General features: G+C 54.9%; 19 protein-coding genes and 1 tRNA gene. 14 read left to right on the plus strand and 6 right to left on the minus strand.

Annotation, left to right across the window (positions count from 1 at the left end):
• The first annotated feature begins 258 nt into the window (after positions 1-258).
• The 6 genes from RUE5091_RS00650 to RUE5091_RS00675 all read left to right on the plus strand — a co-directional run bounded on the left by RUE5091_RS00650 (position 259) and on the right by RUE5091_RS00675 (position 9,810).
• On the plus strand, positions 259-2,667 hold the full coding sequence (locus tag RUE5091_RS00650; protein ID WP_058279956.1) for a VapE domain-containing protein: 2,409 nt from the start codon (positions 259-261) through the stop codon (positions 2,665-2,667).
• Positions 2,668-3,672: 1,005 nt separating this feature from the next.
• Positions 3,673-5,097 (plus strand): dihydropyrimidinase, encoded by a 1,425-nt coding sequence (gene hydA / locus RUE5091_RS00655; protein ID WP_058280339.1) that lies wholly within the window; start codon positions 3,673-3,675, stop codon positions 5,095-5,097.
• Positions 5,094-5,483 carry a VOC family protein gene (locus tag RUE5091_RS00660; protein WP_058279957.1) on the plus strand — a complete coding sequence of 130 codons (390 nt, stop codon included), beginning with the start codon at positions 5,094-5,096 and terminating at the stop codon, positions 5,481-5,483. Before hydA ends, RUE5091_RS00660 begins: the two co-directional genes overlap by 4 nt.
• Positions 5,480-6,160 carry an aspartate/glutamate racemase family protein gene (locus RUE5091_RS00665; RefSeq protein WP_058279958.1) on the plus strand — a complete coding sequence of 227 codons (681 nt, stop codon included), beginning with the start codon at positions 5,480-5,482 and terminating at the stop codon, positions 6,158-6,160. The genes RUE5091_RS00660 and RUE5091_RS00665 overlap by 4 nt, the downstream gene beginning before the upstream one ends.
• On the plus strand, positions 6,153-7,070 hold the full coding sequence (locus tag RUE5091_RS00670; RefSeq protein WP_058279959.1) for a dihydrodipicolinate synthase family protein: 918 nt from the start codon (positions 6,153-6,155) through the stop codon (positions 7,068-7,070). Before RUE5091_RS00665 ends, RUE5091_RS00670 begins: the two co-directional genes overlap by 8 nt.
• Positions 7,071-7,605: 535 nt before the next feature.
• Positions 7,606-9,810, plus strand: a complete 2,205-nt coding sequence (locus RUE5091_RS00675) for an adenylate/guanylate cyclase domain-containing protein (protein WP_131726255.1) — start codon at positions 7,606-7,608, stop codon at positions 9,808-9,810.
• A gap of 19 nt (positions 9,811-9,829) precedes the next feature.
• Here the strand turns inward: RUE5091_RS00675 and RUE5091_RS00680 are convergent, their stop codons facing one another.
• Together RUE5091_RS00680 and RUE5091_RS00685 are read right to left on the minus strand one after the other, a co-directional pair.
• Positions 9,830-10,309: a YHS domain-containing (seleno)protein gene (locus tag RUE5091_RS00680; RefSeq protein WP_112297127.1), complete on the minus strand. Its 480-nt coding sequence runs from the start codon at positions 10,307-10,309 to the stop codon at positions 9,830-9,832.
• 14 nt (positions 10,310-10,323) lie between these two features.
• The gene (locus RUE5091_RS00685) at positions 10,324-10,917 is read right to left on the minus strand and encodes an ankyrin repeat domain-containing protein (protein ID WP_058279962.1); all 594 of its coding nucleotides are present in this window, start codon (positions 10,915-10,917) and stop codon (positions 10,324-10,326) included.
• A gap of 372 nt (positions 10,918-11,289) precedes the next feature.
• Here RUE5091_RS00685 and RUE5091_RS00690 point away from each other — a divergent pair, with 372 nt between their 5' ends.
• The gene (locus RUE5091_RS00690) at positions 11,290-12,306 is read left to right on the plus strand and encodes a M14 family metallopeptidase (RefSeq protein ID WP_082643510.1); all 1,017 of its coding nucleotides are present in this window, start codon (positions 11,290-11,292) and stop codon (positions 12,304-12,306) included.
• Between the two features lie 25 nt (positions 12,307-12,331).
• Here RUE5091_RS00690 and RUE5091_RS00695 read toward each other — a convergent pair whose 3' ends face one another.
• Together RUE5091_RS00695 and RUE5091_RS00700 are read right to left on the minus strand one after the other, a co-directional pair.
• Positions 12,332-12,973 (minus strand): MSMEG_1061 family FMN-dependent PPOX-type flavoprotein, encoded by a 642-nt coding sequence (locus tag RUE5091_RS00695; RefSeq protein WP_165590734.1) that lies wholly within the window; start codon positions 12,971-12,973, stop codon positions 12,332-12,334.
• Positions 12,974-13,256: 283 nt separating this feature from the next.
• Positions 13,257-14,000 carry a hypothetical protein gene (locus RUE5091_RS00700; protein WP_131726256.1) on the minus strand — a complete coding sequence of 248 codons (744 nt, stop codon included), beginning with the start codon at positions 13,998-14,000 and terminating at the stop codon, positions 13,257-13,259.
• A gap of 370 nt (positions 14,001-14,370) precedes the next feature.
• Here RUE5091_RS00700 and RUE5091_RS00705 point away from each other — a divergent pair, with 370 nt between their 5' ends.
• Together RUE5091_RS00705 and RUE5091_RS23945 are read left to right on the plus strand one after the other, a co-directional pair.
• A complete protein-coding gene (locus RUE5091_RS00705; RefSeq protein ID WP_243470691.1) occupies positions 14,371-15,321 on the plus strand; it encodes an HIT family protein in 951 nt (316 codons plus the stop codon).
• Positions 15,322-15,618: 297 nt separating this feature from the next.
• Entirely contained in the window at positions 15,619-15,864 is a 246-nt protein-coding gene (locus tag RUE5091_RS23945; protein ID WP_503167653.1) for a hypothetical protein, read from the plus strand.
• 222 nt (positions 15,865-16,086) lie between these two features.
• On the opposite strand, the gene RUE5091_RS00715 is transcribed toward RUE5091_RS23945, so the two are convergent.
• Positions 16,087-16,161, minus strand: a tRNA-Gln gene (locus tag RUE5091_RS00715).
• A gap of 430 nt (positions 16,162-16,591) precedes the next feature.
• Between RUE5091_RS00715 and RUE5091_RS00720 the strand changes: the two genes are divergently transcribed.
• Positions 16,592-17,098, plus strand: coding sequence for a ferritin (locus tag RUE5091_RS00720; RefSeq protein ID WP_058280340.1), 507 nt, complete (start codon positions 16,592-16,594; stop codon positions 17,096-17,098).
• Between the two features lie 28 nt (positions 17,099-17,126).
• Here the strand turns inward: RUE5091_RS00720 and RUE5091_RS00725 are convergent, their stop codons facing one another.
• On the minus strand, positions 17,127-17,615 hold the full coding sequence (locus RUE5091_RS00725; RefSeq protein WP_207383710.1) for an SH3 domain-containing protein: 489 nt from the start codon (positions 17,613-17,615) through the stop codon (positions 17,127-17,129).
• A gap of 170 nt (positions 17,616-17,785) precedes the next feature.
• Between RUE5091_RS00725 and RUE5091_RS00730 the strand changes: the two genes are divergently transcribed.
• The 4 genes from RUE5091_RS00730 to RUE5091_RS00745 all read left to right on the plus strand — a co-directional run bounded on the left by RUE5091_RS00730 (position 17,786) and on the right by RUE5091_RS00745 (position 23,375).
• Positions 17,786-18,772 (plus strand): 2-hydroxyacid dehydrogenase, encoded by a 987-nt coding sequence (locus RUE5091_RS00730; RefSeq protein ID WP_058280341.1) that lies wholly within the window; start codon positions 17,786-17,788, stop codon positions 18,770-18,772.
• Between the two features lie 39 nt (positions 18,773-18,811).
• On the plus strand, positions 18,812-20,605 hold the full coding sequence (gene ggt, locus RUE5091_RS00735; RefSeq protein ID WP_058279969.1) for a gamma-glutamyltransferase: 1,794 nt from the start codon (positions 18,812-18,814) through the stop codon (positions 20,603-20,605).
• A gap of 12 nt (positions 20,606-20,617) precedes the next feature.
• Complete coding sequence (locus RUE5091_RS00740) at positions 20,618-22,030, plus strand: FAD-binding oxidoreductase (RefSeq protein ID WP_058279970.1); 1,413 nt, start codon at positions 20,618-20,620, stop codon at positions 22,028-22,030.
• Positions 22,031-22,124: 94 nt separating this feature from the next.
• The gene (locus tag RUE5091_RS00745; RefSeq protein ID WP_058279971.1) at positions 22,125-23,375 is read left to right on the plus strand and encodes a hypothetical protein; all 1,251 of its coding nucleotides are present in this window, start codon (positions 22,125-22,127) and stop codon (positions 23,373-23,375) included.
• Positions 23,376-23,386: the final 11 nt, after the last annotated feature.

The raw sequence follows: 23,386 nt of genomic DNA on the forward strand, positions 1-23,386 counted from the left end.
TGAGAATGACCCTGGAAGAGTAGAAGACTGACCTGATCGACATTTTAAAAACGGCATTGGTGACCGGCAGTCACTGATCGAAGAAATCCGAGACGTGGAAACCGTCGAAGATGCCCGCAACGTATGGGAAGCCGATATTTTACGGAATTGTATGGGCGGGCCGGACTTCATCGATGCTTAAAATGAGACCCGCCGCAACCGCAACGTCTGGGCGGGCCGGTCTGAAACGAACATTGCCCCCAAACAAACGAGGCAATCATGGGTAACGATAAGACTGTCCATGGGCACCTGACGACAGCATATGATGCAGGTTTCACCCAAATCGTCCCCTTAATTCCGGTCGGTGCATCGCTTTATCCCGGCAACGGCCACATTTTCCCGCCCGGCGATAAGTACCACATTCCGCCTTGCGATCTCGATCCCAGCCAAATGGGCAAGGTACCGGGTATCCTGCATGGCGACGCATGGGGCATGCGTAGCGGTTGGACCGACTATCAGATTACTGAAGCCGACATCGCAACCTATGACGCCGCTGGTTCGTCTTGCGGCCTTCTAGGCGGCGATCACTGGGTCGGGCTTGATTGCGATTGCATGAACCCTGACCTTGCGCTGGAGTGGTTCAGAGCTTTGTTGGCGCGGTATCCGCAGATGCAAGTCCGCATTGGACAGCACCCGAAGTTCTTGGTCGTGTTTCGGGTATCTGGTGAAGCGGTTCCCGCGATGAAGATCGAATTCAACAAAGATGGTCACGCCAAGCAACTGATCGAAATCATCGGCACCGGGCGACAGATGGTCCTGTTGGGCGATCATCCTGCCACCGGCCAACCATACAAATGGTATGTCGGCCAAGATGCCGCGACGCCCCAGGCTTCACGCTGCCTAACATTGGATACAGCCGGTGCGCTGGAACTGGTAGAATTACTGGAAGGCATCGCGAAAGGTCTGGGCTGGTCACGTGGCCGATCACGGACGACTGCATCAGGCGAACGAAATCCACTTAATGACGTTCCTCCCGACATCGATCTGGCGCAGGATTTTCTGACCGCTTGTCCGAACACTTTGGACGGAGAAGAATGGTACAAGCTGTCCTATGCCCTGCGCTGGGATTTCGGTGACGATGGCTGGCCACTCTTTTTGGACTACAGCCGCAAGTGGGTCGGCGGACAGGACACGGATCGCGCTATCGAACGCCAATGGAAAGCATGCGCCCGCCCAGACGGGAGTCTCGCCTTCGGTGGCACTATGCACTACTTGGCCGAGAAACACGCCGCTGATCTGCCTGCTGGCCTGATAAAGCGCGTTCGGGCCGATACCGTAAAGCGCAAGTTCGATCTGGCCGGTGCAGGTGCGCCCACTATGCCGCTGGGTGCGACGGCCCCTGCCACGCTGCCGCCGGGTATGACGCTACCTCAAAGTGTGGAACCCGACCTGGATTTCATCACCAGCACTTCGGGTGAAATTCTGGTTCGTCTGCAAAACTTCACCCTGCTGTTAAACAACTCGGAACAGACGGCTGGGCTGGTCGGGCGCAACCTGATGGATATGCGCATCTACCTCCTGAGGCCGGTACCGGGAAGCAAGACGCCAAAAACCACATTCACCATCCGACCTATTCGCGACGGTGATTGGGTGAAGTTGAAAATGTGGTTCGAACGGCAGGGCGTGTTCCGCAGCGTAGCGACCGAAATGGTCAAGGATGCGATCACTGCTGTAGCCGATGAAAACGAATTCGATCCGTTAGCCGATTACCTGACGAACTTACCCCCACCTGGCTACTTCGGATCAGTCGTTTCGAACTGGTTGGTGAGATACGCAGGTGCCAGTACCAGCCCGCTGACAGGCGATCCCGCCGATCAGACCGTCCACAATGCGTACCTTCAGACTGTAGGTGCCTGTTGGCTGATTTCAGCCGTTGCGCGGGCGCTGCAGCCCGGATGCCAAGCTGATCACGCGCTGATCTTTGAAGGTCCTCAAGGTGGCGGCAAATCCACCTTGTTTCGTACACTGGCGGGGGATGAATTCTTCAGCGACAGCCTGCCTGATTTCCATAGCGAAAAAGCGCCTCAGCACATAATGGGCAAATGGATCATCGAAATGTCCGAACTGACCAGTGTGTTGAAATCCGAACTGGAAGACATGCGACGATTCATGACGCGACGGGTTGAACGGTTCAAGATGCCCTACGACAAATTCGAAATCGACTATCCACGTCGATGTGTGATCGGCGGATCAACGAACCGGAACGATTATCTTCGCGACAGTCAAGGCGAACGCCGGTTCTGGATCGTCCAGACACCGAACCCGATTGACCTGATTGGGCTTGCCCGTGATCGCGATCTGATCTGGGCGGACGCTGTGGCAATGTATCGACAGGGGATGGTCTGGTATCTGACTGATCCCGCCGTGAAGGATTACGCGCTTCGCATCCAGCGGTCACGTGTAGCTGCTGACCCTTGGGAAGGCGTGTTGCGCCCGTATCTTGAGCAACGGACAGAAGTGACGATTACAGATTGTTTGACCACCGTTGGGAAAGAGCCTCAGCGGCAAACCGTTAGCGATCAGAACCGTGTGAAAGCTATTCTGGAACTGTGTGGGTTCAAACTTGACGGTCGTTTCAACAGCGGACCGAACCGGAACAAGTTGCGTTACTCAAAGACCAGCGCATAGACATTTGGAGACATACGTCTTGTGGATTTTGCCTTGCGCATGTGCACAGACCAACAAGACCCTGCTGGCGCTGATATTCCCTCTTTGTAAACCCTTGTTACCAGAAGGAATAATAAGAAAGAGGAAAGCCATGTCTCCAATGATCCATGCGCAAGCCCGTGTCGAGCGCATCCTGTTGGACATTTATAGGAGATCCCTGCGCACCGTGCGCATCAAAACTAGGAATACATTTGTATCCGTTGACGGTGATCATCATAAGCGAAAGTCAACAGATCGGATACATCAAGTTCAGTTATAGATACTGCTGTCACAGCCGCGCATCAGATCCGCATGATCGCACGTTCAGCGTCACGCATCGTCACGCTACGCCCCGCTGGTCGGTTGGGTTCGCTGCTAGGGGCGGGGGTGTTTCGTAACCTTTGGTGAAACCCCAGCACCGCGCGGGAAGGCTTTCTTCAACAACAAAGCCATTTTTTGCTGCCAAACTGGGCCACCACGAGCATTCAGGAGCCACTTGAGGAAACACTTAGGTAGATCCATTCTGTCCGGTTCTACCGATGGAAAACTGTTGTCGGACGGAAACCGGACCTTTGCTGTGGCGCGCACCAATGTCTCACATGCGGACTTTCCCGACATTTGCGACATTAAGGCCAGTTGGCGCCTCCGGCTCTTAGCTGCCATCGGACTGGAGTGAACGTCACCGCAGCGCGGCCCGTCATAGCTGCCGTTCACTGCGATGGTTCAATCTGGTTTGCTATGAACGTCCTGTACACGAGATACTCCCGCAGCCCTAACACAAAAGGGCACCCGTCGCTCATGCCACCACGCAATGTGCAAAACTTTTGTGTAGCGCCAAACTGGTTGGTGAGAAATAGGCACGCGCAGGCGTGCCCGCCTCACGCGTCCGCCACCGATGGAAGCGCTTTGGCAGTGTCTGTGGCGCTTTGTAGCCCCGGAGATTTGGTGCATGCTACCCCTTAGGCGTTGGTAAAATGGCAGGAACAGATGTCCCACGGCATAGACTTTGTGATTCATGATGGTCGACTGGTTACTCCTGATGGGGTGATCGAGGGCGATTTGGCCGTGGCGGATGGTGAGATTGTATCAGTCGGAAAGCCAGTTTTGGACGCGAAGACCCACATCTCGGCCAAAGGCAAACTGGTGATGCCCGGCGGTGTCGACCCGCACGCGCATATCGAGCAGATGTCTGGCATGGGTCAATGGAACGCGGACACTTTCGAAACCGCGACCAGGTCAGCGGCAATAGGGGGAACAACCAGCGTCATTTCTTTCGCCGCCCAAGCAAGCGGTCAGGTATTGGCCGACACGGTCGCGGATTATGCGGCGCGCGCCGCGCGGGGCGCGATGATTGACTATGCCTTTCATATCACTCTGACCGATATCTCGGTTCCCAAGTTCGAGCGTGATTTCGCCGATCTGATCGGTGCGGGCCACCGGTCGCTGAAAGTGTTCACCACGTACAATATCCAACTGCATGACGCCGAGCTCTTGAAAATCTTCCGTCAGGCGCGCGAGGCAGGCGCGCTGGTCTGCGTTCATGCCGAAAATGACGCGATCATAACGCAGGCCAAAGAGGCGCTGATAAGTGCTGGTCACACCACCCCGCGCGATCACGCCCGGTCCCGGCCCAGAATGGCCGAAATCGAGGCGGTTGAACGGATTTGCCGTTTTTCCGAATACCTTGATCAACCGGTGATGCTGTTTCACATTTCGACGAGCGAAGGCGCGAAGGCGGTGCGCGTCGCGAGGGACCGGGGTGCGCCCGTATGGGCCGAAACCTGCCCGCATTATCTATTCATGACAGAAGAAGTGTTGGATCGTCCCGGATTGGACGGCGCCAAGTGGATGTGCTCGCCACCACAACGTAATGTCACGGATCAAGAGGCACTTTGGCATTCCCTGCAGGACGGGACTCTGGCCTTGGTGTCTTCGGATCACGCCCCATACCGTTTTGACGAAACGGGCAAGCTGGCCGCTGGACCTGAAGCAGGGTTCCATCAGATCGCCAACGGATTGCCAGGGCTGGAAACGCGGCTCCCACTGATGTTCGACGCTATGGTGTCCAAGGGGCGCGGCGGGCCTGAAGGTTTTGCCGAACTCACCTCACACGCTCCTGCCCGGCTTTATGGTCTGCAAAGAAAAGGCCGCATCGCAGAGGGCATGGATGCCGATATCGTGATATGGGACCCGGATAAGACCGTTACTTATGGCGAGAATGATCTGCATGACAATGTTGGTTACAACCCTTGGAAAGGTTTCAGCGTGAACGGCTGGCCGGATCAGGTCATTCTGCGCGGGCGAACACTTGTGAAAAGCGGTGAGTTCTTCGGCATCCCAGGAAGTGGGCAATGGATCGACCGGCCTGTCCTTGCTACTCAACCGACCAAACAAGAAGGCGCACCCGCATGAGCAGACCAGACGCCGCCAATCAACTGGCTATCACATTCTTTTACTACCGTGATTTGCCCGCCGCGATGCGGTTTTACGAGGACGTCTTAGGCTTGACGCTGGCGATTGATCAAGGTTGGTGCAAGATCTATCAAATCTGTCCCGGCGCCCATGTCGGACTGGTTGATGAGGCCAAGGGCATGAACAAATGGGCCGCAGTCAAGCCCGTGCAGCTATGCATTCGGGTGCCGGATGTGGACGGCTGGTATGACTACGCCCTCGCCAAGAGGCTGGACAACCTGTCAAAGCTATTCGTCAATGATGAGATCGGCATTCGCGCGTTCGTGTTCAACGACCCCGAGGGCTATCAAATCGAGATCCAGTCAGCTATCCGGCAAGGCGCATGAGCACGCTCATCGTCATAAACCCTAATTCCTCTCATACGGTCACTGGCGGGATCGACGTGGCCATCACCCCTCTGCGCAGCTTTGGCATCCCCATTCGTTGTCTGACCTTGGCCGAGGGTCCATCGGGCATCGAATGCCAGCGTCAGGCGGATTTAACCATCGCGCCGATGCTGGAACTTGCCGCCGCGCAAACCGATGCCGCCGGATATGTGATTGCCTGTTTCGGCGATCCCGGGTTACATGCTCTCCGCGATCAGACAGACCTTCCGGTAATCGGCATTCAGGAAGCGGCGGTCGTGACGGCGCTGACCCTCGGACAACGGTTTGGTGTGATCGCCATTCTACCGCACTCTATACCACGTCACCTCAGGGCCTTTGGCGCAATGGGCGTGCTGGATCGGCTGGCAGGGGATCGTGCCCTGGGTCTTGGGGTGGCGGACCTTGCCAACCCCCACACAAGCCTTGATGCGATGATTGCCACTGGTAGACAGCTGCGCGACGATGATGGCGCTAACGTCCTGATCATGGGATGCGCGGGAATGGCCAGCTATCGCGAACCACTGCAGGAGGCGACCGGCCTGCCCGTTGTCGAACCCACCCAGGCCGCCGTTAGCATGGCGTTGGGACAAATCCAATTGGACCTTTCACACAAACCACAAAGTACCGACCATGCTTGATGAAACCGCAAAAGGCGTCTTTACCATCGCCGCCACCCCGTTTCTGCCGGACGGCGCGCTGGATTTCGACAGTATCGACCGGATGGTCGACGCCTATATCGAAAAGGGCGCCGACGGCCTGACAATCCTGGGCATGATGGGCGAGGCAGGCAAGCTGTCCGCCGAGGAATCCGTGGCGGTCGTTCGACGCGTCACCGCACGTTGCCAGGTGCCGGTGATCGTTGGGGTGTCAGCGTCCGGCTTTGCGGCGATAACGGCACTGAGCAACGAGGCAATGGAGGCCGGTGCAGACGGGGTGATGGTCGCCCCGCCAATGGGGCTCCAGACAGATGCGCAAATTACAAATTATTTCCACAGTGCCGCGGATGCGCTGGGCGATATCCCGTTTGTCCTGCAGGATTTTCCATTGGCGACCGGTGTTCAAATTTCGCCTTCGGTGATCCTTCGGATCGTCGAAGATTGCCCGACTTGCGTTATGCTCAAACACGAAGATTGGCCCGGCTTGGAAAAGATTAGCGCGCTTCGAAAAGCGTCCGACGCTTGCGGGCGCCGCATTTCTATCCTGTGTGGGAACGGCGGGATGTTTCTGCTGGAAGAAATGATCCGCGGCGCGGATGGCGCGATGACGGGATTTGGATACCCCGAAATGATGCGCCAGGTACTTGACGCCTTCCTCGCAGACAAGCTTGACCGCGCACGTGATATCTTTGATGCCTACATGCCGATGATCCGGTATGAATCACAGCCCGGCATGGGGCTTGCTATCAGGAAGTATTCTCTGGCTCGCCAGGGGATTATCGCCCATCCGACGCTCCGCAAACCGGGGGCAGGTCTGACCGCTGCGGCGATAACCGAAATCGATGTCCTTACCTTGCGTCAGGAAAAACGCCTGGCAGAACTTGGGCTCTAGTGCGGAACTCAACGAAACCTTGGCGGGGATATAGTGGACGTGGGAAGTAGGCTGTCCGCAAAGCAGTAATATGTGCGCCGCGCAGCGAAGGTCAGCTGTCCGTCCCTCAGCGACCAATGCATCGCTTACCGTTTCAGTCGCCTTTGAGCTCAATGCGGACATTCAGTTAATAACGCCCAAGGTCTGCAATGCGGGACAAAGCCGCCCGATGCTGGCGCAGCGAAAATCAAATCGATTGCTCGACAGTGTCACGGTATCGCCCGCGACGGCGCAGCACGATTTCTCGATACCGGACGTTCAAATCATGCATATAGGCCAAAACTTAATCAGGCCGTTCGCTTCGCTCGGATATAATGTCTCAAATGCGGAGCAAGCTGCCTTATGCTGCTGCGGAGACAATTGGCTTGTTGCGCCACCGTACCTTTGAACGACAAGCACCCGCCCAGCCAAATATTTTGAGCGAGCGCAGTTTCCGTCACGTTTTTTCAGTGTTACCTTCGCAGTACTGCCCATATTTGGAGGAGAGGGGCAAACCTTGGAACGCAGGCTTGCCGCCATATTCGCCGCAGACGTAGTCGGTTTCAGCCGTATGATGGCCGAGGATGAGGTGGGCACCTTCGAACGTTTGACCACGGTGCGCCAAGACATCCTCACCCGTTTGATAGATGAAAAGAACGGGCGGATCGTCAAGCTTATCGGCGACGGACTGCTGGCCGAATTTGCAAGCGTTGTTGATGCCGTGGAGGCTGCGATCCAGATACAGGAGGCGGTTAAGGACAAAAACGACACCATTGATCCCCACCAGCGTATCGAATTGCGGATCGGTATCAACCTGGGAGATCTGATCATCGATGGCGACGACATTTACGGAGACGGTGTTAACATTGCGGCGCGCCTGGAACCCCTAGCTACGCCCGGAGGCATCTGCATCTCGCGCGAGGTTTACGAACACACGCGCGGCAAAGTCAGTAAGCCATTTGAATCTGCGGGTGTCCACCGGGTCAAAAACATACCTGAGCCTCTCACGGTATTTCGGATGGCGGACCCGAATGGCTCGAAATACAATTCACTGTCTCACTTCAAAGTTCGACGCGCTGTCACGGCGGTGGCCGTAATAGCGATTCTTTCAGGTGCCGCTTTTATATTGCGTGATGGTATAGTTGCCCTTTTCGGCGGCGCTGAAAGTGAAATCATCGCGGCAGAGGACGGGCTGCCTTCTCTCATTGTGTTGCCCTTTGAAAACCTCGGGCTGCCAGACGCGGAACGCTACATCGCAGATGGGCTCACGGACGATCTGATTACAGATTTCTCGAAAGTCGCCGGGCTGATGGTGATCGGCAGCAACACTGCGTTTTCCTATCGGGACCGGACAATCGACAGCAGGGCCATCGGTCGCGAGTTGGGGGTGGGCTATGTTCTCGAAGGCAGCGTGCGCAGAGCGGGAACTCGGCTTTTGGTCAACGCGCGGCTGACAGATGTGAGCAGCGGGCAGACAGTATGGGCCGAGCGGTTGGAGCGAGACGAAGCTGATATTTTCTCCATGGAAGCTGGCCTGATAAACGAGATCATTGATCAACTTGGTGTGGATGTGAGTGTGTCCGAAAAGGAGCGGATCGAACGCCTACCTACAACGGATCTGGAAGCATATGACTTCTTTCTCAGAGCCGAAGAAGCCGCTCGCAGCGGCTTTCGGCCCGGGCTGCGCGAAGCGTTGAGCCTCTATTCGGACGCAACCGCAATCGACCCGACTTTTGCCAGGGCATTCGCGGCACAGGCCCGCACCGAGGCATTGATCATGCGCCGTAACTATGACGATGTGCTGCCCTTTCCGGTCGCCCGGAAACGAGCCTACGAACATGCCGGTCGTGCCTTAGAAATTGATCCCGATGCGGCGATGCCTTTTGCCGTATTAAGCGAGTTGCAGACTGTGGATCGAAGGTATGAGGAAGCGATGCGCTCGGCGCAGCTTTCTGTCGAGAAGGCCCCCGGTGAAGCATCTGCTTATCTTGCGCTGAGCTTTGCGCAAACTTTCTACGGCCGACATGAAGAGGCGATCGAGAATTTCGAAACGGCTCTGCGTCTCAACCCACTATTGCCGGGCTATGCACGTCAGATCGCAAGCTTGTCCTATATTCTGACAGGGCGTCCCCAACGTGCCGTCGAAATCCTTGAGGAGATAAAAGGCAATTCTCAAGGTATTGAGGACTACTTTAACATCCTCGCGGCCGCCTATGGAGAGGCTGGCCAGACGCAAAAGGCGCAAGCAACTGCAGACGAGGTGGCCGAATTTGCTCCGCATACTTCGGCGCAACTCTACAAGGTCTTGTTTGCGCATTTTCGGAAGCAGGAAGAACTCGATCGGATCATTGATGCAATGTTGACTGCGGGCGTGCAGGAATGGCCCTTCGACTTTCAACCTGGCGCTCGCGAAAAGCTATCTGCCGACGCGATTACCGCTCTGATCGACGGCAACGTATGGCAGGGAAACTTCGAAGGCCGCGGACCCGGCTTGATGCAGATTTCAGAGAACGGAAGTATGGCCTTGCGCGCATCCACATTGTTTGTCACTGGATCGGCATTTGTGAAAGATGACACATTGTGCTTACAACAACCCGGTCTTTCGCTTGGTCGCCCGGCTTGTGGCATGGTCTACAAAAATGCCGAAGAAGAGGTCGGGGCGAGCGAGCCTTACAGCTACATCAACCCGCATATTCTGTTTCACTTTAGCCCTGGCGGATGACCATCATCCGAGGTGCGCGTCAGTTAGAGTAATCCTTGGCTGCCAGCGGCTTGGTCTTCTCCCAATTCGCATCCGCCTTGGCGATCACCGCTTCCCCTTCTGGGTGGTCAAGCATTTCTGCTCCGGTCGGGTCCGATATAAAGTAAAGCTTCCCATCGATGATCCGCCAGGAATTTACTGGGTCGATGTTTTCGGACGCGTTGGCCCCAAGGCCGACACCCAATGTGCAATACCCGCCGTATTGCGGAGCGTATTTGGTTGGGTCAGACTTAAACAGTTCGCGGTTCTCTGCGCTGTTGAAGTGCCATGGCGTGCCAAGCCAATCATATGCGAACTCACTTGATCCCTTTACCGCACGGCTTTCGGTGAAATAGGCAACAGTATCATAACCCTTGATTGCAACATCGCCGAAAGGCCCAGTGTTGATGGGCTCATCCGCCAGCGCATTCGTGGTCATGCCTGCAATAAACAGCCCGCTCATCAGAAGTCGAAAGTTCATTTTTTGACCTTACCTCATGTGCCTGCCTCCAAACACAGGCGGTGAAATTCCGGGCCGAAGGCATCTGGCGGGGGGCAAGTGGCTCCGTTCTGCTTCAGCAGCCCAACGATATCATAGTGTTTACGGAACATCGTTCGGATTAGAACCGAAAAGCCATCGTTATCGAGTGTCACAATATCCGCACCGTTGTCGAGCAGTAGCTCGATCATCTCGATATGACCCTCATCGGCCGCCATGAAGATGGGTGACTTTTCGGCCCTGTTGACGCGTCCATTCACGTCTGCGCCTTTGGCGAGAAGCAGCTGCGCTGTTTCAATCTTACCGCCGAAGGCAGCCGCGTGAAGTGGAGTGAAACCGCTGTGGTTACGCGCCATCACGTCAGCCCCTGCTTCGATCAGAGCCGCAGCGGTTTCGGTGTTTCCAGCCAACGCAGCAGCAATCAAGGGCGTAGCCTTGTTCGGCCCCCGCTCATCAACCGAGGTACCGCTTTCCAACAGAGCCTTAACGGTCGCTGTATCACCCTGCTTTGCAGCATCGAATAACTGACCTGCTTGAGCGGGCCCAAGTATAAAGAATGCCGTTGTAAAGATGGCAATAATCCAACGCATGGATCTACCTCCCCTGTTTGAAGTCTACAATGAGCCGCTGTTGCGCGCAACGACGGCTTATTCGCTGCGGTGTTGAAGACGGTTTCGATGGAGTGGGTTTAGTCCATGCAGCGGCCCCAGAGACAACGAGTGTTTTGTCCGCGACGGAGCGTAGTGCCTCCGAATTTCGCCGCAGCCAGCATGAATGTCCGGTCTTTAATCTGCGCCGCGACGCTCCGGTTAACGAGAAGTAATGCTGCAGCGGCGAGATTTACTGGTCGAGAAGGTCTGCTTTGGGCTCACACCGGTCATTCGACGAGTTCAGATGAACGACCGAAGTGCGGACGAACCGGCCATTTGGGTCAGCCAGTGTCGCGGCTTTGAGAAACCTCTATGGGTTTTACACAGGTGCGTTTAGTGTCCCATTCGATGGAGATTGAAAATCTAACACTGGATGCAGATACACCTGGCCAGAAATATGTCTTGGACGTTTTTCGCTTTCATGGTTCCGGAAGTGGCCCTGCGGTCTATGTTCAGGGTGGTCTGCATTCGCTCGAAATGCCAGGCACTGTGGCGATAGACCGTCTTATCCCGCGTTTAGCGGCGGCTGAAGCTGAAGGGCGCGTGGCTGGCGACATTACATTGGTCCCTCACGCAAATCCGGTCGGATTGACCCAAGTGGTGTTCGGTCAACCGCTGGGTCGATTTGATGCGAATACCCGCGTCAACTTTAACAGGTCGTTCCCGCCCAAATCCGCGAGCGGTTTGGAGACCAAACCTGCATCTGAGCGTTTGAAGGCAACTCTTCTAAAGTTGGCTGAACAAGCGGAAGTCGTGCTTGATCTACATTGCGACGATGACGGCCCAGTCTATTTGTACGTTTCTGAGCGGCAGTTGGAGGAAGGACGCCGTCTTGGCCGGTCGATGGGGGCCCAGGTTATTCTAACCGACGCCAGCGACGATCCAATTTCATTCGACTTGGCTGTAGGAGAGCGTTGGGCTGCTGACAACAGAAATGAGCGATTTGCTGCGACCGTTGAATTGCGCGGTATGATCGATGTAACTCCGGAATTTGCCGAACAAGATGCCAACGGCCTTTACCATTATCTGGTGAGCATAGGGACCGTCGACGATACGCTCCCTGCCAGTTCCGAGGTAGATCCAATCATAGGCGACGTTGATGCAGCCGAACTTCTTGCAACGCCGTCATCCGGTGCTGTTCTTTATGATGTTGAAGTTTGTGATTGGGTGAAGTCAGGTCAACGTTTGGCCGTCGTCGTGTCGAAACCCGGTGCAGCACATCAAGAGATTATTTCTCCGTTTGACGGTCAGGTTATGACACGCCGGGAAGTGCGCTTTGTCCGAAAAGGCGATGACGTCATCAAAGTGCTGCGGCACCCTCTGCCATAGAAATCCAAAAAATTACGAGTAACTACTAGTAAAGATTCTCCTCGGCGTCTTCTTTGCACCCGTCCGCAATCTCTTTGACGGTCTCGGGCATCGCGCCGTGAACCTTCAACATCTCTGCAAGGGTGGGGACATTGGAGGTGTCGGGCCAATCCTGCGATTGCCAGACCTTTCCGCGGATGAACGCCTTTGGGCAATGACATAAAACCCTTTCGACATGGACGAGTAGGATCAGATCCGAGGGCCGCCCGTTGACCGAAAGTTGTTGCCCCAATTTGATGTCCCTGACGACAGCTCCTTTGCCGCTCACGCGGAGAGTGTCGCGATGCCCGGGAATCATGAACAATATGCCGACATTCGGGTTCCCGAAGATATTCTCAAAGGTATCCATCCGATTGTTCCCAGGTCGATCGGGAATTGCGATGAGATTCTTGTCAATGACGTTTACGAACCCCGCAGGGTCGCCGCGAGGCGTAACATCCAAAACTCCGTCATTACGCGTCGTCGACAAGATCGCTAATGAGGATGATGCGATGAAACGTCCGGCCAGTTCATCGATGTGGTCTATTACCTTGTTGTCTACCCAGTGATCGTACGGCTTTTCCGTTCCTCGCAGCTCAAGCGGTGATTTCAAATGATTGTCAACGCTTCGTCCAAAAACATGATCCATAAGGTCAATCTCCATACAACCACGGCAACGTTACCACATGGAGCTTGGACCAAAAGAAGGCGCAGAAACGTAAGTCTGCTTCGGGCTCGAAGCAGACGTTCACGGCACACTGTTCGAACGACCGCTCTGCGGACAAAATGAGCTTTCACTGCGCTTGTCCAAATGGCCGCTGTTTTTGGATCGCGTTGAGCCCGGTGCCCTCGTCCGCTAGGGGCTCGCATATAGCGTCGCAGCACTATCGGTGCTGCTGATGTCGAGTTATGGCAGCTTCAATTCTTTGTACTTATTTCAGTTCTAATTCTTTGTTGATCTCAGTATCCTCGCCAAAAATAGGATAAAATAAAACGTATTTATTATACAGAAATAAGTTCGCAAAAGCATGGACAATTAAGTCTAAAAATAACTTTGCAACAATGAGCATTCCACCAATAAGCATTGCAAAATCAACAACATCAGTTTCTATACCCACGCCACTCGATAGAAAGGCCGGAATATCGGTAAAGCTGTATAAAAGGGATTCAATGATCGATTTAGCATCATCGCCAACCAAGTAAAATTTTGAAAATTCAAGAATCGAGAATGCAAATAGAAAAAACACCCAAAGCGGTTGTTGACGCATTTTCTCCAATTCCTCTTCGGCCATTTTAAATTGCTCAAGTTTGCCTTCGTAGTAAATTTGTTTAGCCATTTCACGCATTCTTGGCATTCTATACTTGCACCTATGTATGTTTTTGTTTCCAAGCTCACTTAGCAGTAGGATAGCAGCGCGAACAGCAACATTAGAGAGTGCCAATAATAACATAGTCGAAAGCAAAGAAAGGCTAATTACGAATATGGACAGAAGGGCGAACACCGCGCACAAGCCGAAGAAATTATTTGAAATGTACTCAAAAGAATTCACAGTGAAAATATTCTTGCCATTCATTTGTGAATGAACATCACCTACTGTCATCACTGTTGCTAGTATCAATAGCTTGACCCAAATACTCGCGGTTTGAACGCCGGTAAGTTCTAATAGCTTGTCCATGGAGCACTCCTTGCTCAGAGATGGTACCAGCTCCAGCCTTTCGAAAAAGTGCTGAAAGCTCGGCGACGCCAACGATTCTTCGCGGGAAGCCTAGCTAAGATTGCGGAATCCCGCTGAAAGCTGACTTTGGCTCGTTGCACAATATTTGTCTGTGTGGGCTCCGAGCTACCGTTCGCTGCAGGTTTCTCCAACGTCCGCTTTGAGCGGCTGCTGGGAATAAACTGTATCGAAGGTCGCGGTAGGCAGGTAGTCGTTATCGATAAGCGGAAAGACACAGCCACTTAGCCGTTTGCGAGCAGCGGTCGCGTCGCTAATGTGGCGGGCAATGAATGTTGAACACCTGCAGCGATACATTAACGAGGACATGCGTATGTCGCATGTTTATCAACCCGTCATGCTGCTTGAGCTTCTCAAGTCTGGCGGCGAAGCGAGCATCGAGCAGATCGCGAAAGCTATGCTGCTACACGATAGGTCACAAATCGAGTACTACGAAATCCGTACTAAGAATATGGTTGGGAAGGTGCTGACAAATAACGGCATCGTGGACCCAGTGAAACTTGCGGGCCGGATTGTTGGATACCGCTTAAAAGACATAAGTAATATGAGCGCAGAAGATCGATCTACTTTGATCGGCCAATGTGAAGGCAAGATTGCTGACTACATTGAAAAACGCGGTGACAGCATTTGGAAGCATCGCTTCAACGCGAAGGGTTATGTGCCGGGGTCGGTTCGCTATGAAGTCCTAAAGCAGGCTAAGTATCGCTGTGAATTATGCGGTGCATCTGCCGCGGAAATCGCCTTGCATGTGGATCACATCATCCCTCGTAGCAAAGGCGGTCAGGATGATCTGAGCAACTTTCAAGCACTTTGCATCACGTGCAATACCAATAAACGAGATACAGACGACGCTGATTTTCGCGACGTGGCGAAGGCGTATGCGCATCGAGAGAAAGGGTGCGTCTTTTGTGAAGTATCAGCAGATCGTGTCATCGCTGAAAACGAACTGTGCTACGCTATCCTAGATGGATTTCCTGTTACACCTTTACACACATTGGTAATCCCGAAGCGGCATGTGTCAGACTATTTCGATCTTTTTCAGCCTGAGCTGAACGCAATGCGGCGCATGCTCGAAGAAATGCGCTCTGATATTCTCAACAAGGACTGTTCAGTTTCGGGGTTCAACGTCGGCATCAACGCCGGGGAGGCCGCCGGACAAACGATTTTTCACTGCCACGTCCACTTGATCCCGCGGCGAGATGGGGACATGCCTAATCCACGCGGTGGTGTGCGCGGTGTCATTCCACGAAAGCAGTCGTACTGAAAAAAACGTCCATAGTAGCTTGATCTCATTTTGCGCCCAGCGCCTCATTTCTTGTGATTCAAGTTGCGTTTTCATAGTAAGCTTAAGCCACATTATTCTGAACCGAGGTCAACCACATTGCCACGCGTAACCGAAACAAGAACGCAAATCGAATTGGTCCAAACGGCCCAGAACTTGCATCCATGGCCCTTGGAAGCGTGCGACCCGTCACTAATCGAATTGGAAGCCGGATACACTTTCGAAAAGCTGCAGGAACAGCGCGCCTACAACGATTGGACACCTTCCGACCTGATCCATTTGGCGCAAATTTCGATGTTGATCGCTGACTTTGGTGTTGAAGCGGACACGCTTCGCGAAGAAGGCTACGTTATCCAATCGGACGTTCCAAAGAAGAATCCGCGCATTGACGTGCTTGCTTCGCTGAATTCTCAGATAATAGCCAGGTGTCGTTTGATAGGCATCAATCACACCGCGGCAACAGACAAACGTGCGCGTGGAAACAGAGCAGCGTTGCAAAGAGATATGCGACGAATACTTACCTAACTTGCCGGTATTGGGCATCGTCCACCAGCCGCCAGCTGGTGTTCCGCCTCTGCACTCAGGCAAACTCACGTTTGCAGCTATCGGCCCTGCTTTGCGGTCTGGCATCCTTTGCGGTTGTGACGGCTTTGCTTGACTAAAGGCGCACCAAGCGCTGAAAAGAGCGTTTGGACACCAAGTTGGACACCAAACAAGAAAGGGCACCGCGTGGCGCCCTTGTTCTTATGGCTGGGGTGGTAGGATTCGAACCTACGATACACGGTACCAAAAACCGCTGCCTTACCACTTGGCTACACCCCAACAGTGAGGCGCTATCTACGATTGTTGGTTAGCGGGTTCAAGAGCTTTCGAGTGAAAAATTAAGCTTGGAGCAAAAATTATTTTTGCGGCATTCCCACCGTTTGCTTGTGGTGAATTATTCGCGCTTAGATTGCTCAATTCCCGACCTATTATTTAGCCTTGAAACAGTTCGGCCTGACCCGAAACCGTTGAACACTCTTATGTTATGTAGAATTTGAGAATATACCGCCCTTCGGCGAGAGTGGCAGTCTGCTAGCTGGACAAGATCCGATATGCCAGATGCCGCGATATTGCGAGTGCTTTTCACTCGCAGAGATGCGCAGTTAAAATGTTGAAAATAATATGCAAAATGTAACATCTAGGTTGTGCGGGTTCGCGAACATACGTAGCAATGTGTAAATACCGGCACCCCGTGACAAAGGAGAAAAAAATGAAGCTGAACCCGAATGTCGCAGAAGCGCTGAACCGTCAGATCAACAATGAACTCAACGCATCTTACACCTATCTGGCTATGGCTGCGTATTTCGAATCGCAGGACCTGCCTGGATTTGCACAGTGGTTCCGGGGACACTCGGTTGAGGAAGAGGCACACGCCATGCGTATCTTTGACTTTGTGGCGCAGCGCGGTGCGAGAATTGAGCTGGACGGAATCAAGAAACCTAAGGTGGATTTTGACTCACCGGTTGAGGCGCTGGAACTCGCGCTGGCCAACGAGGAACAGGTATCAGACCAGATCAACGCGCTGTTTGAGTTGGCTCATGATGTCAAGGAATACAGCACGCAGAACATGTTGAACTGGTTCCTGGCAGAACAGGCCGAAGAAGAGGATTTGTTTGGCAAAATTCTCGATAAGACAAAAGCTGCAAATGGCGATCGGTGGAACCTGTTGTTGTTGGACAAAGATATGGGTGCGCAACCTGAGCAGGCGCAGGAATAGACGGGTCTGCGGGGCTGACGTCGCCCTATTACTCGCGGATTTCAGAAGGGTCGACGCCCCATAAGTTCGATTTCAGGACCCAGCCGCGATAGCCTCCGGCAGAGATTTGGCACCAGTTTAGGCTGCAACTGCCCAGGCGTGCCACCACTCCGGATTCGAATTGGGCGCTGATTTGTGCGTTGGGATCAGGGTTGGCGTAGACGGGCAACATCTCGGATTCTATCAGCACCGTTCGCACGCCCGACAGCAGGGCATAGTGCACCCAGCCACCGGCACCGTCACGGTCCTGGACCTTGCGCCAATTGCCGTATTCAGCGGTGATTTGCAGTGGCATGCCCCGCCGTTTGAACACCCAATCGATTCGATGTGTTAACGAAGGACCCCGCCGAACGTTGCCTTCTGCTGCCTTCATCGAAACATATCGTGGCAAAGGCAGGTTGGTCACAGGGCCACGCGCGTCTTGCGCGCTGGCGGATAAAGTGCTCAGCACAACAAGAAATGCGGACGAAACCACCAGAAGGCGGCGTTTTACCGTTAGAAAACCACTCACTGACTGCCTGCTCTTGTGCCTGTTGATCTGGTTTCGAAAAAAGGTCGTCTCAATGCGTTGGGGTTCTTGTGCCCCGCCTTATCCTGCGCCACGATGCCATGGCGCGCGAAGGTTTGCAAAGCGATGGGAGGGCGAAAGTGCCAAGAGAACGTCTGAGTGTTGTTGTAACGCGACGGTTGCCCGAGGCAGTGGAAACCAGGTTAAGTGAGTTGTTCGATGTGCAGTTGCGCGACGAAGATACCCCTATGTCGCAGGAAGAACTGGTTACCGCAGTTCAAAACGCAGATGTCCTTGTTCCTACGGTCACCGATACGATTGATGGCGGTTTGCTGGGGCAGGCGGGGGAAAACCTACGTTTGATCGCCAATTACGGGGCCGGTGTCGACAATATCGACGTGGCGACAGCACGCCAGCGGGGCATTCTGGTGTCAAATACGCCGGGTGTTTTGACCGACGATACGGCCGATATGACGATGGCTTTGATTCTAGCAGTTACGCGGCGCATTCCCGAAGGCGTTAGTGTTATGCAACAGGGCGAATGGAGCGGTTGGGCACCGACCGCCCTGTTGGGTGGCCGTATTGGTGGCCGACGCCTTGGCATTCTGGGGATGGGGCGGATCGGTCAGGCGGTTGCCCGCCGCGCCAGCGTCTTTGGAATGCAGGTGCATTACCACAACCGCCGCCGATTGCGCCCCGAGGTCGAAGAAGAACTGGAGGCGACCTATTGGGAAAGCCTCGATCAGATGGTCGCCCGGATGGATGTTATTTCCGTTCATTGCCCGTCGACGCCTTCGACCTTTCACCTGATGAATGCACGTCGTTTGAAGCTGCTGAAACCATCGGCTGTGATTATCAATACCTCTCGGGGTGAAGTGATCGACGAAAATGCGCTGACGCGCCTGATCCGGACGGGAGAAATCGCAGGCGCGGGGTTGGATGTGTATGAGCACGGAACTCAGGTGAACCCGCGTTTGCGGCAACTGCCCAATGTCGTTCTGCTGCCTCATATGGGATCGGCCACGTTGGAAGGGCGGATCGAGATGGGCGAGAAAGTCATTATCAATATCAAAACTTTCGAAGACGGGCACCGCCCGCCGGATCAGGTTGTGCCCGCAATGTTGTGACGCATACGCGCCGAAGGAGCAATTTTTCAGGAGGATACGATGCGACGAAATTTGATTTCAGGATTGTTTGTAACGGCGCTGATCTTTGGCGAGGCGTCATTCGCGCAGGAAACCGCAGATGCGGTGGCGCCCGAGGGCGCCTCGGAAGGGCAGGCTCAGGGTCTGACCGATGAAGTGATTGCCTCGCTTGAGGCGAAGATGGCTGGTCAGCCGGTGACCTCGCAGAACTGGATGGTTGCCGCTGCGAACCCTCTGGCGGTCGAGGCCGGGGCCAAGGTGCTGCGGGCCGGAGGATCGGCGGCGGATGCCATGGTTGCGGTGCAGGTCGTGCTGGGGCTGGTTGAGCCGCAATCTTCGGGCCTTGGTGGCGGCGCGTTTCTAGTTTGGTATGACGCGGCAACCGGAAAGCTGACCACGCTGGATGGGCGCGAGACGGCGCCGTTAGAGGCGGACCACCGTCTGTTCCATGATGAAAATGGCGAGCCGTTGAAATTCTACGATGCTGTAGTGGGCGGGCTTTCGGTGGGGACGCCCGGCACGCCCGCGTTGTTGGAAGAGGCGCACCGGCGCTGGGGTCGCAGCCCGTGGCCCAGCCTGTTTCAGGATGGCATCACGTTGGCGGATGAAGGGTTCCTTGTATCCCCGCGTCTGGCCACTCTGGTCGAGGCGGATGCCGAGCGTTTGTCGCGCTTTCCTGTGACGGCTGATTATTTCCTGCCCGAAGGTGAGCCTTTGCAACAAGGTCAGCGCCTGATGAACCCGGATTACGCGGACGCACTGCGGGTTTTAGCCAGCGAAGGGTCTGCCGGGTTCTATGGCGGTGAAGTCGCCGCTGGTATCGTCAGCACGGTGCGTGGCGCGCCGGGAAATCCCGGTGTTCTTTCCGGCGTCGATTTAGCGCTGTATCAGGTGATCGAGCGCGATCCGGTCTGCGCCGCCTATCGTGCCTATGAGGTGTGCGGCATGGGGCCACCCTCGTCCGGGGCGCTGACGGTTGGACAGATTCTGGGCATGCTGGACGGGTATGATCTGGCTGCGATGGGCCCCGAAGATGCGCATACGTGGCGGTTGATTGGCGATGCGTCGCGCCTGGCTTTTGCGGATCGCGGCCGTTACATGGCTGATCACGACTATGTGCCGATGCCTACGCAGGGTCTGGTCGATCCCGCCTATCTGTCTGAACGCGGGCAACTGCTGGGCGGAGAGGGTGCGCTGACCGAGGCCGCCCCGGGTAACCCAGTGTTCGACCATGCGTCGAACTGGGCGGATGATGTCTCGCTCGAGCTGCCATCGACCTCACATATTTCGATTGTCGACCAGTATGGCAACGTGCTGTCGATGACCACAACGATTGAAAACGGGTTCGGCTCGCGGCTGATGACCAACGGGTTCCTGCTGAACAATGAACTGACCGATTTCTCGTTTAAAACCCACAGCGATGGTGTGCCAATTGCCAACCGGCTTGAGCCTGGCAAACGCCCGCGGTCATCCATGAGCCCGACGATTGTTATGCAGGACGGCAAGCCGGTGCTGGCAATCGGATCGCCCGGCGGTAGCCGGATTATTGGCTATGTGGCCAAGTCGATTATCGCCTGGGCCGATTGGGATATGGATGTGCAACAGGCGTTGTCGCTGCCGCATCTGGTCAACCGCTTTGGCACCTATGATGTGGAATTGGGCACGGCGGCCGAAGGGTTCTCGGACCCGTTGATCGAACTGGGGTTCGAGGTGAACCCGCGCGATCTGACGTCGGGTCTGCATGCGATTGCGATCGGAGACGTCCTGACTGGTGGCGCCGATCCGCGCCGCGAAGGCATCGCGCTGGGCGAATAAAGGGGGAAGTACATGGTGCAAGCAGCTGCGTTGCCGCGAAACGAGGCTGGGATTGCAACGGTTGTCGGTATCCTAAAGCAGAAATTTGGTGACCGTTTGCAAGCCGGACAGGCGATCCGCGAGCAGCACGGTCATACGACGACCTGGATCAACAATCAGGCTCCGGACGCGGTGGTTTTCCCCCATTCGACCGAGGAAGTTTCTCAGATCGTCAAAACCTGCGCCCAGCACAAGGTTCCCGTGATTGCCTTTGGCACCGGTACGTCGCTAGAGGGGCATGTGAACGCCCCGGCGGGGGGGATCTCGGTCGATTTAAGCCAGATGAACAAGGTGCTGGCCGTGCATGCCAGCGATCTGGATTGCGCTGTGCAGCCGGGTGTGACGCGCGAAGACCTGAACGCCCATTTGCGCGATCAGGGCCTGTTCTTTCCCATTGACCCCGGTGCCAATGCGTCGCTGGGCGGGATGGCGGCTACGCGAGCCTCGGGCACCAACGCGGTGCGCTATGGCACGATGAAGGACAATATCCTCAGCCTTGAGGCGGTGATGCCCGATGGTCAGATTATCCGCACCGGTCACCGGGCACGAAAGTCCTCGGCTGGGTACGATCTGACCCGCCTGTTGATCGGGGCCGAAGGCACCTTGGGCATCATCACGGAACTTACCCTGCGCTTGCAGGGTATCCCCGAGGCGATCACCTCGGCCCGCTGTTCCTTTCCGACGGTTGATGCGGCCTGTCAGGCTGTGATGATGACGATCCAATACGGCGTGCCCGTGGCCCGGATCGAGTTGCTGGATGAGCTGTCAGTTAAGGCGGCCAATGCCTATTCCGGGCTCAGCCTGCCAGAGACGCCTTTGTTGCTATTGGAATTCCACGGATCAGAAGCCGGTGCGGTTGAGCAGGCCGAAACCTTTGGTCAGATCGCTGATGAGTTTGGTGGCACTGACTTTGCCGCGACCTCAACGACTGAAGAGCGCAACAAGCTGTGGCAGGCCCGGCATGGTATGTACTGGGCCAGCCTGCAACTGCGTCCCGGAGCGCAGGGGATTTCAACCGATGTCTGTGTTCCGATTTCGCGCCTGGCGGAATGCGTCACCGCGGCCCGGGATAAGGCCGAAGAGCTGGGCCTGATGGCACCGATTGTCGGGCATGTGGGGGATGGAAATTTCCACACTCTGCTGCTGATCGACATGGATAATGGTGATGAGGTGGCCCGGGCCGACGGGTTTGTTGGCTGGCTGAATGATCTTGCCATCTCGATGGAAGGCACCTGTACCGGTGAGCATGGAATCGGACAGGGCAAGCGCCCTTACTTGATCAAGGAATTAGGTGCGGCGGTCAGCTATATGGACGCGATTAAGAGAGCACTGGATCCGGATAACATCATGAATCCGGGTAAAATTTTGCCAAGGACGGGAAACTGATCAACGTAGAAATTCCGATCTGACAGCCACAAGGCTGCCCTAATTTCATTCTATCATATGCAAAAATGAGCAGCGATAGATTTTGGATTCTCAGATGGGCGTTTTACGAATTTTGGGTTTTTTGGTGATCGTATTGGTGACCATTGCAGGCCTTGATTATTACCAACAGGGCAAAAAGCACGACGGCACCTTGTCTGCCAGTGGTTATGTCGAAACGATCAAGCTGCGTTTTACCCAACAACAGGAAGAACGCGAGGCCAAAGCCGTCGAGCGTGACCGTAAAAAGCGGTGGAAGGCCGGGGCGAAATCCCATCTACCGACGGCGGGTGCGGAGTGGGTGCAGTATGAGCTGACCGACACCGACAAAAAAGCCGTCGACATTGTGCTCACGAATTTTGGCCCGACCCCGTTGATGAGCTCGATTTCGGGTACTGCGGAACTGTTCCGTCTTACGAATTCGGGTAAAGAAGGGATTGTGCGCAAACTTAGCGAAACAGGGCTGGTCTATGTCAAAGGCGATGAAATCGCCTGGTTTGACATCAGTCTCAAACCGAAATCGGCACGCAATACGCTGGCGGGCATGGCCCTTTCCCGACAACAGAACTTCATGGCGCATGCGGCCACTAAAAAAGGCTTTGCTGTGATAGACGGCGTTGCGTTCATTGAAACCACCCAGGATCTGACCAGCCCCACCGAAGCCCTCGACTTTCGCAAGATCACCGGACGGATCGGGATCGACGAAGAAGTTGTGATCCGGATGCACACCAATGCAGTGGATGACACGATTCTCGAACTTTTGGGGGCGCTGGATTATGCCACCTTAAACGCCTTGCTGACATACCCGTCGCTTGTGGTGGGGCAGGGTATCTCGGTCTCGCAAGACCGTCAGGCAGACGTCGCCGAAAAGATGGATCAACTTTATACCGAAATGAAGCTGGTTCAGGAAAAGACCACCGATGAAAAGCTCAAAAATCTGGATGTCGCGGCTATGATGGTCAATTCGTTGACGGCCTCGGATTTCAACAGCGATGGCCTCATGGACATCACCGGGGGTGAGGTATTCGAAAATCAGGACATCCTGCAAATCGGCTATGGTCGGGCACAAAAGCTGCTGCTGGATTCGGATCAGCGCCAGGCCGCGGTAGCGCAAGATGGCAAAGGGGCGGGTTTTTTCAGTCGGCTGAAAGACAAATTACCGGCATTCAAGACGCCCAAGGCCTCGGATGCGGCAGTGAAACCGGCCCCCAAAAAATCCGCGCAGCCTGTGCGCGTTCATAAGGGTGGACTGGGAACGTCTTGCGCGCAGGTTGGCAGCCTCAAGCGGTGCTCAACCGCGGGGCAATAAAACCAATTGCG

It is taken from the genome of Ruegeria denitrificans (genome assembly GCF_001458295.1).
Lineage (GTDB): Bacteria > Pseudomonadota > Alphaproteobacteria > Rhodobacterales > Rhodobacteraceae > Ruegeria > Ruegeria denitrificans.

Bases quoted from the DNA above. Each gene is read 5' to 3' on its own strand.
- RUE5091_RS00650 (WP_058279956.1), top strand. From the start codon at position 259: ATGGGTAACGATAAGACTGTCCATGGGCACCTGACGACAGCATATGAT.
- hydA (WP_058280339.1), top strand. From the start codon at position 3,673: ATGTCCCACGGCATAGACTTTGTGATTCATGATGGTCGACTGGTTACT.
- RUE5091_RS00660 (WP_058279957.1), top strand. From the start codon at position 5,094: ATGAGCAGACCAGACGCCGCCAATCAACTGGCTATCACATTCTTTTAC.
- RUE5091_RS00665 (WP_058279958.1), top strand. From the start codon at position 5,480: ATGAGCACGCTCATCGTCATAAACCCTAATTCCTCTCATACGGTCACT.
- RUE5091_RS00670 (WP_058279959.1), top strand. From the start codon at position 6,153: ATGCTTGATGAAACCGCAAAAGGCGTCTTTACCATCGCCGCCACCCCG.
- RUE5091_RS00680 (WP_112297127.1), bottom strand. From the start codon at position 10,309: ATGAACTTTCGACTTCTGATGAGCGGGCTGTTTATTGCAGGCATGACC.
- RUE5091_RS00685 (WP_058279962.1), bottom strand. From the start codon at position 10,917: ATGCGTTGGATTATTGCCATCTTTACAACGGCATTCTTTATACTTGGG.
- RUE5091_RS00690 (WP_082643510.1), top strand. From the start codon at position 11,290: ATGGGTTTTACACAGGTGCGTTTAGTGTCCCATTCGATGGAGATTGAA.
- RUE5091_RS00695 (WP_165590734.1), bottom strand. From the start codon at position 12,973: ATGGATCATGTTTTTGGACGAAGCGTTGACAATCATTTGAAATCACCG.
- RUE5091_RS00700 (WP_131726256.1), bottom strand. From the start codon at position 14,000: ATGGACAAGCTATTAGAACTTACCGGCGTTCAAACCGCGAGTATTTGG.
- RUE5091_RS00705 (WP_243470691.1), top strand. From the start codon at position 14,371: ATGTCGCATGTTTATCAACCCGTCATGCTGCTTGAGCTTCTCAAGTCT.
- RUE5091_RS00720 (WP_058280340.1), top strand. From the start codon at position 16,592: ATGAAGCTGAACCCGAATGTCGCAGAAGCGCTGAACCGTCAGATCAAC.
- ggt (WP_058279969.1), top strand. From the start codon at position 18,812: ATGCGACGAAATTTGATTTCAGGATTGTTTGTAACGGCGCTGATCTTT.
- RUE5091_RS00740 (WP_058279970.1), top strand. From the start codon at position 20,618: ATGGTGCAAGCAGCTGCGTTGCCGCGAAACGAGGCTGGGATTGCAACG.
- RUE5091_RS00745 (WP_058279971.1), top strand. From the start codon at position 22,125: ATGGGCGTTTTACGAATTTTGGGTTTTTTGGTGATCGTATTGGTGACC.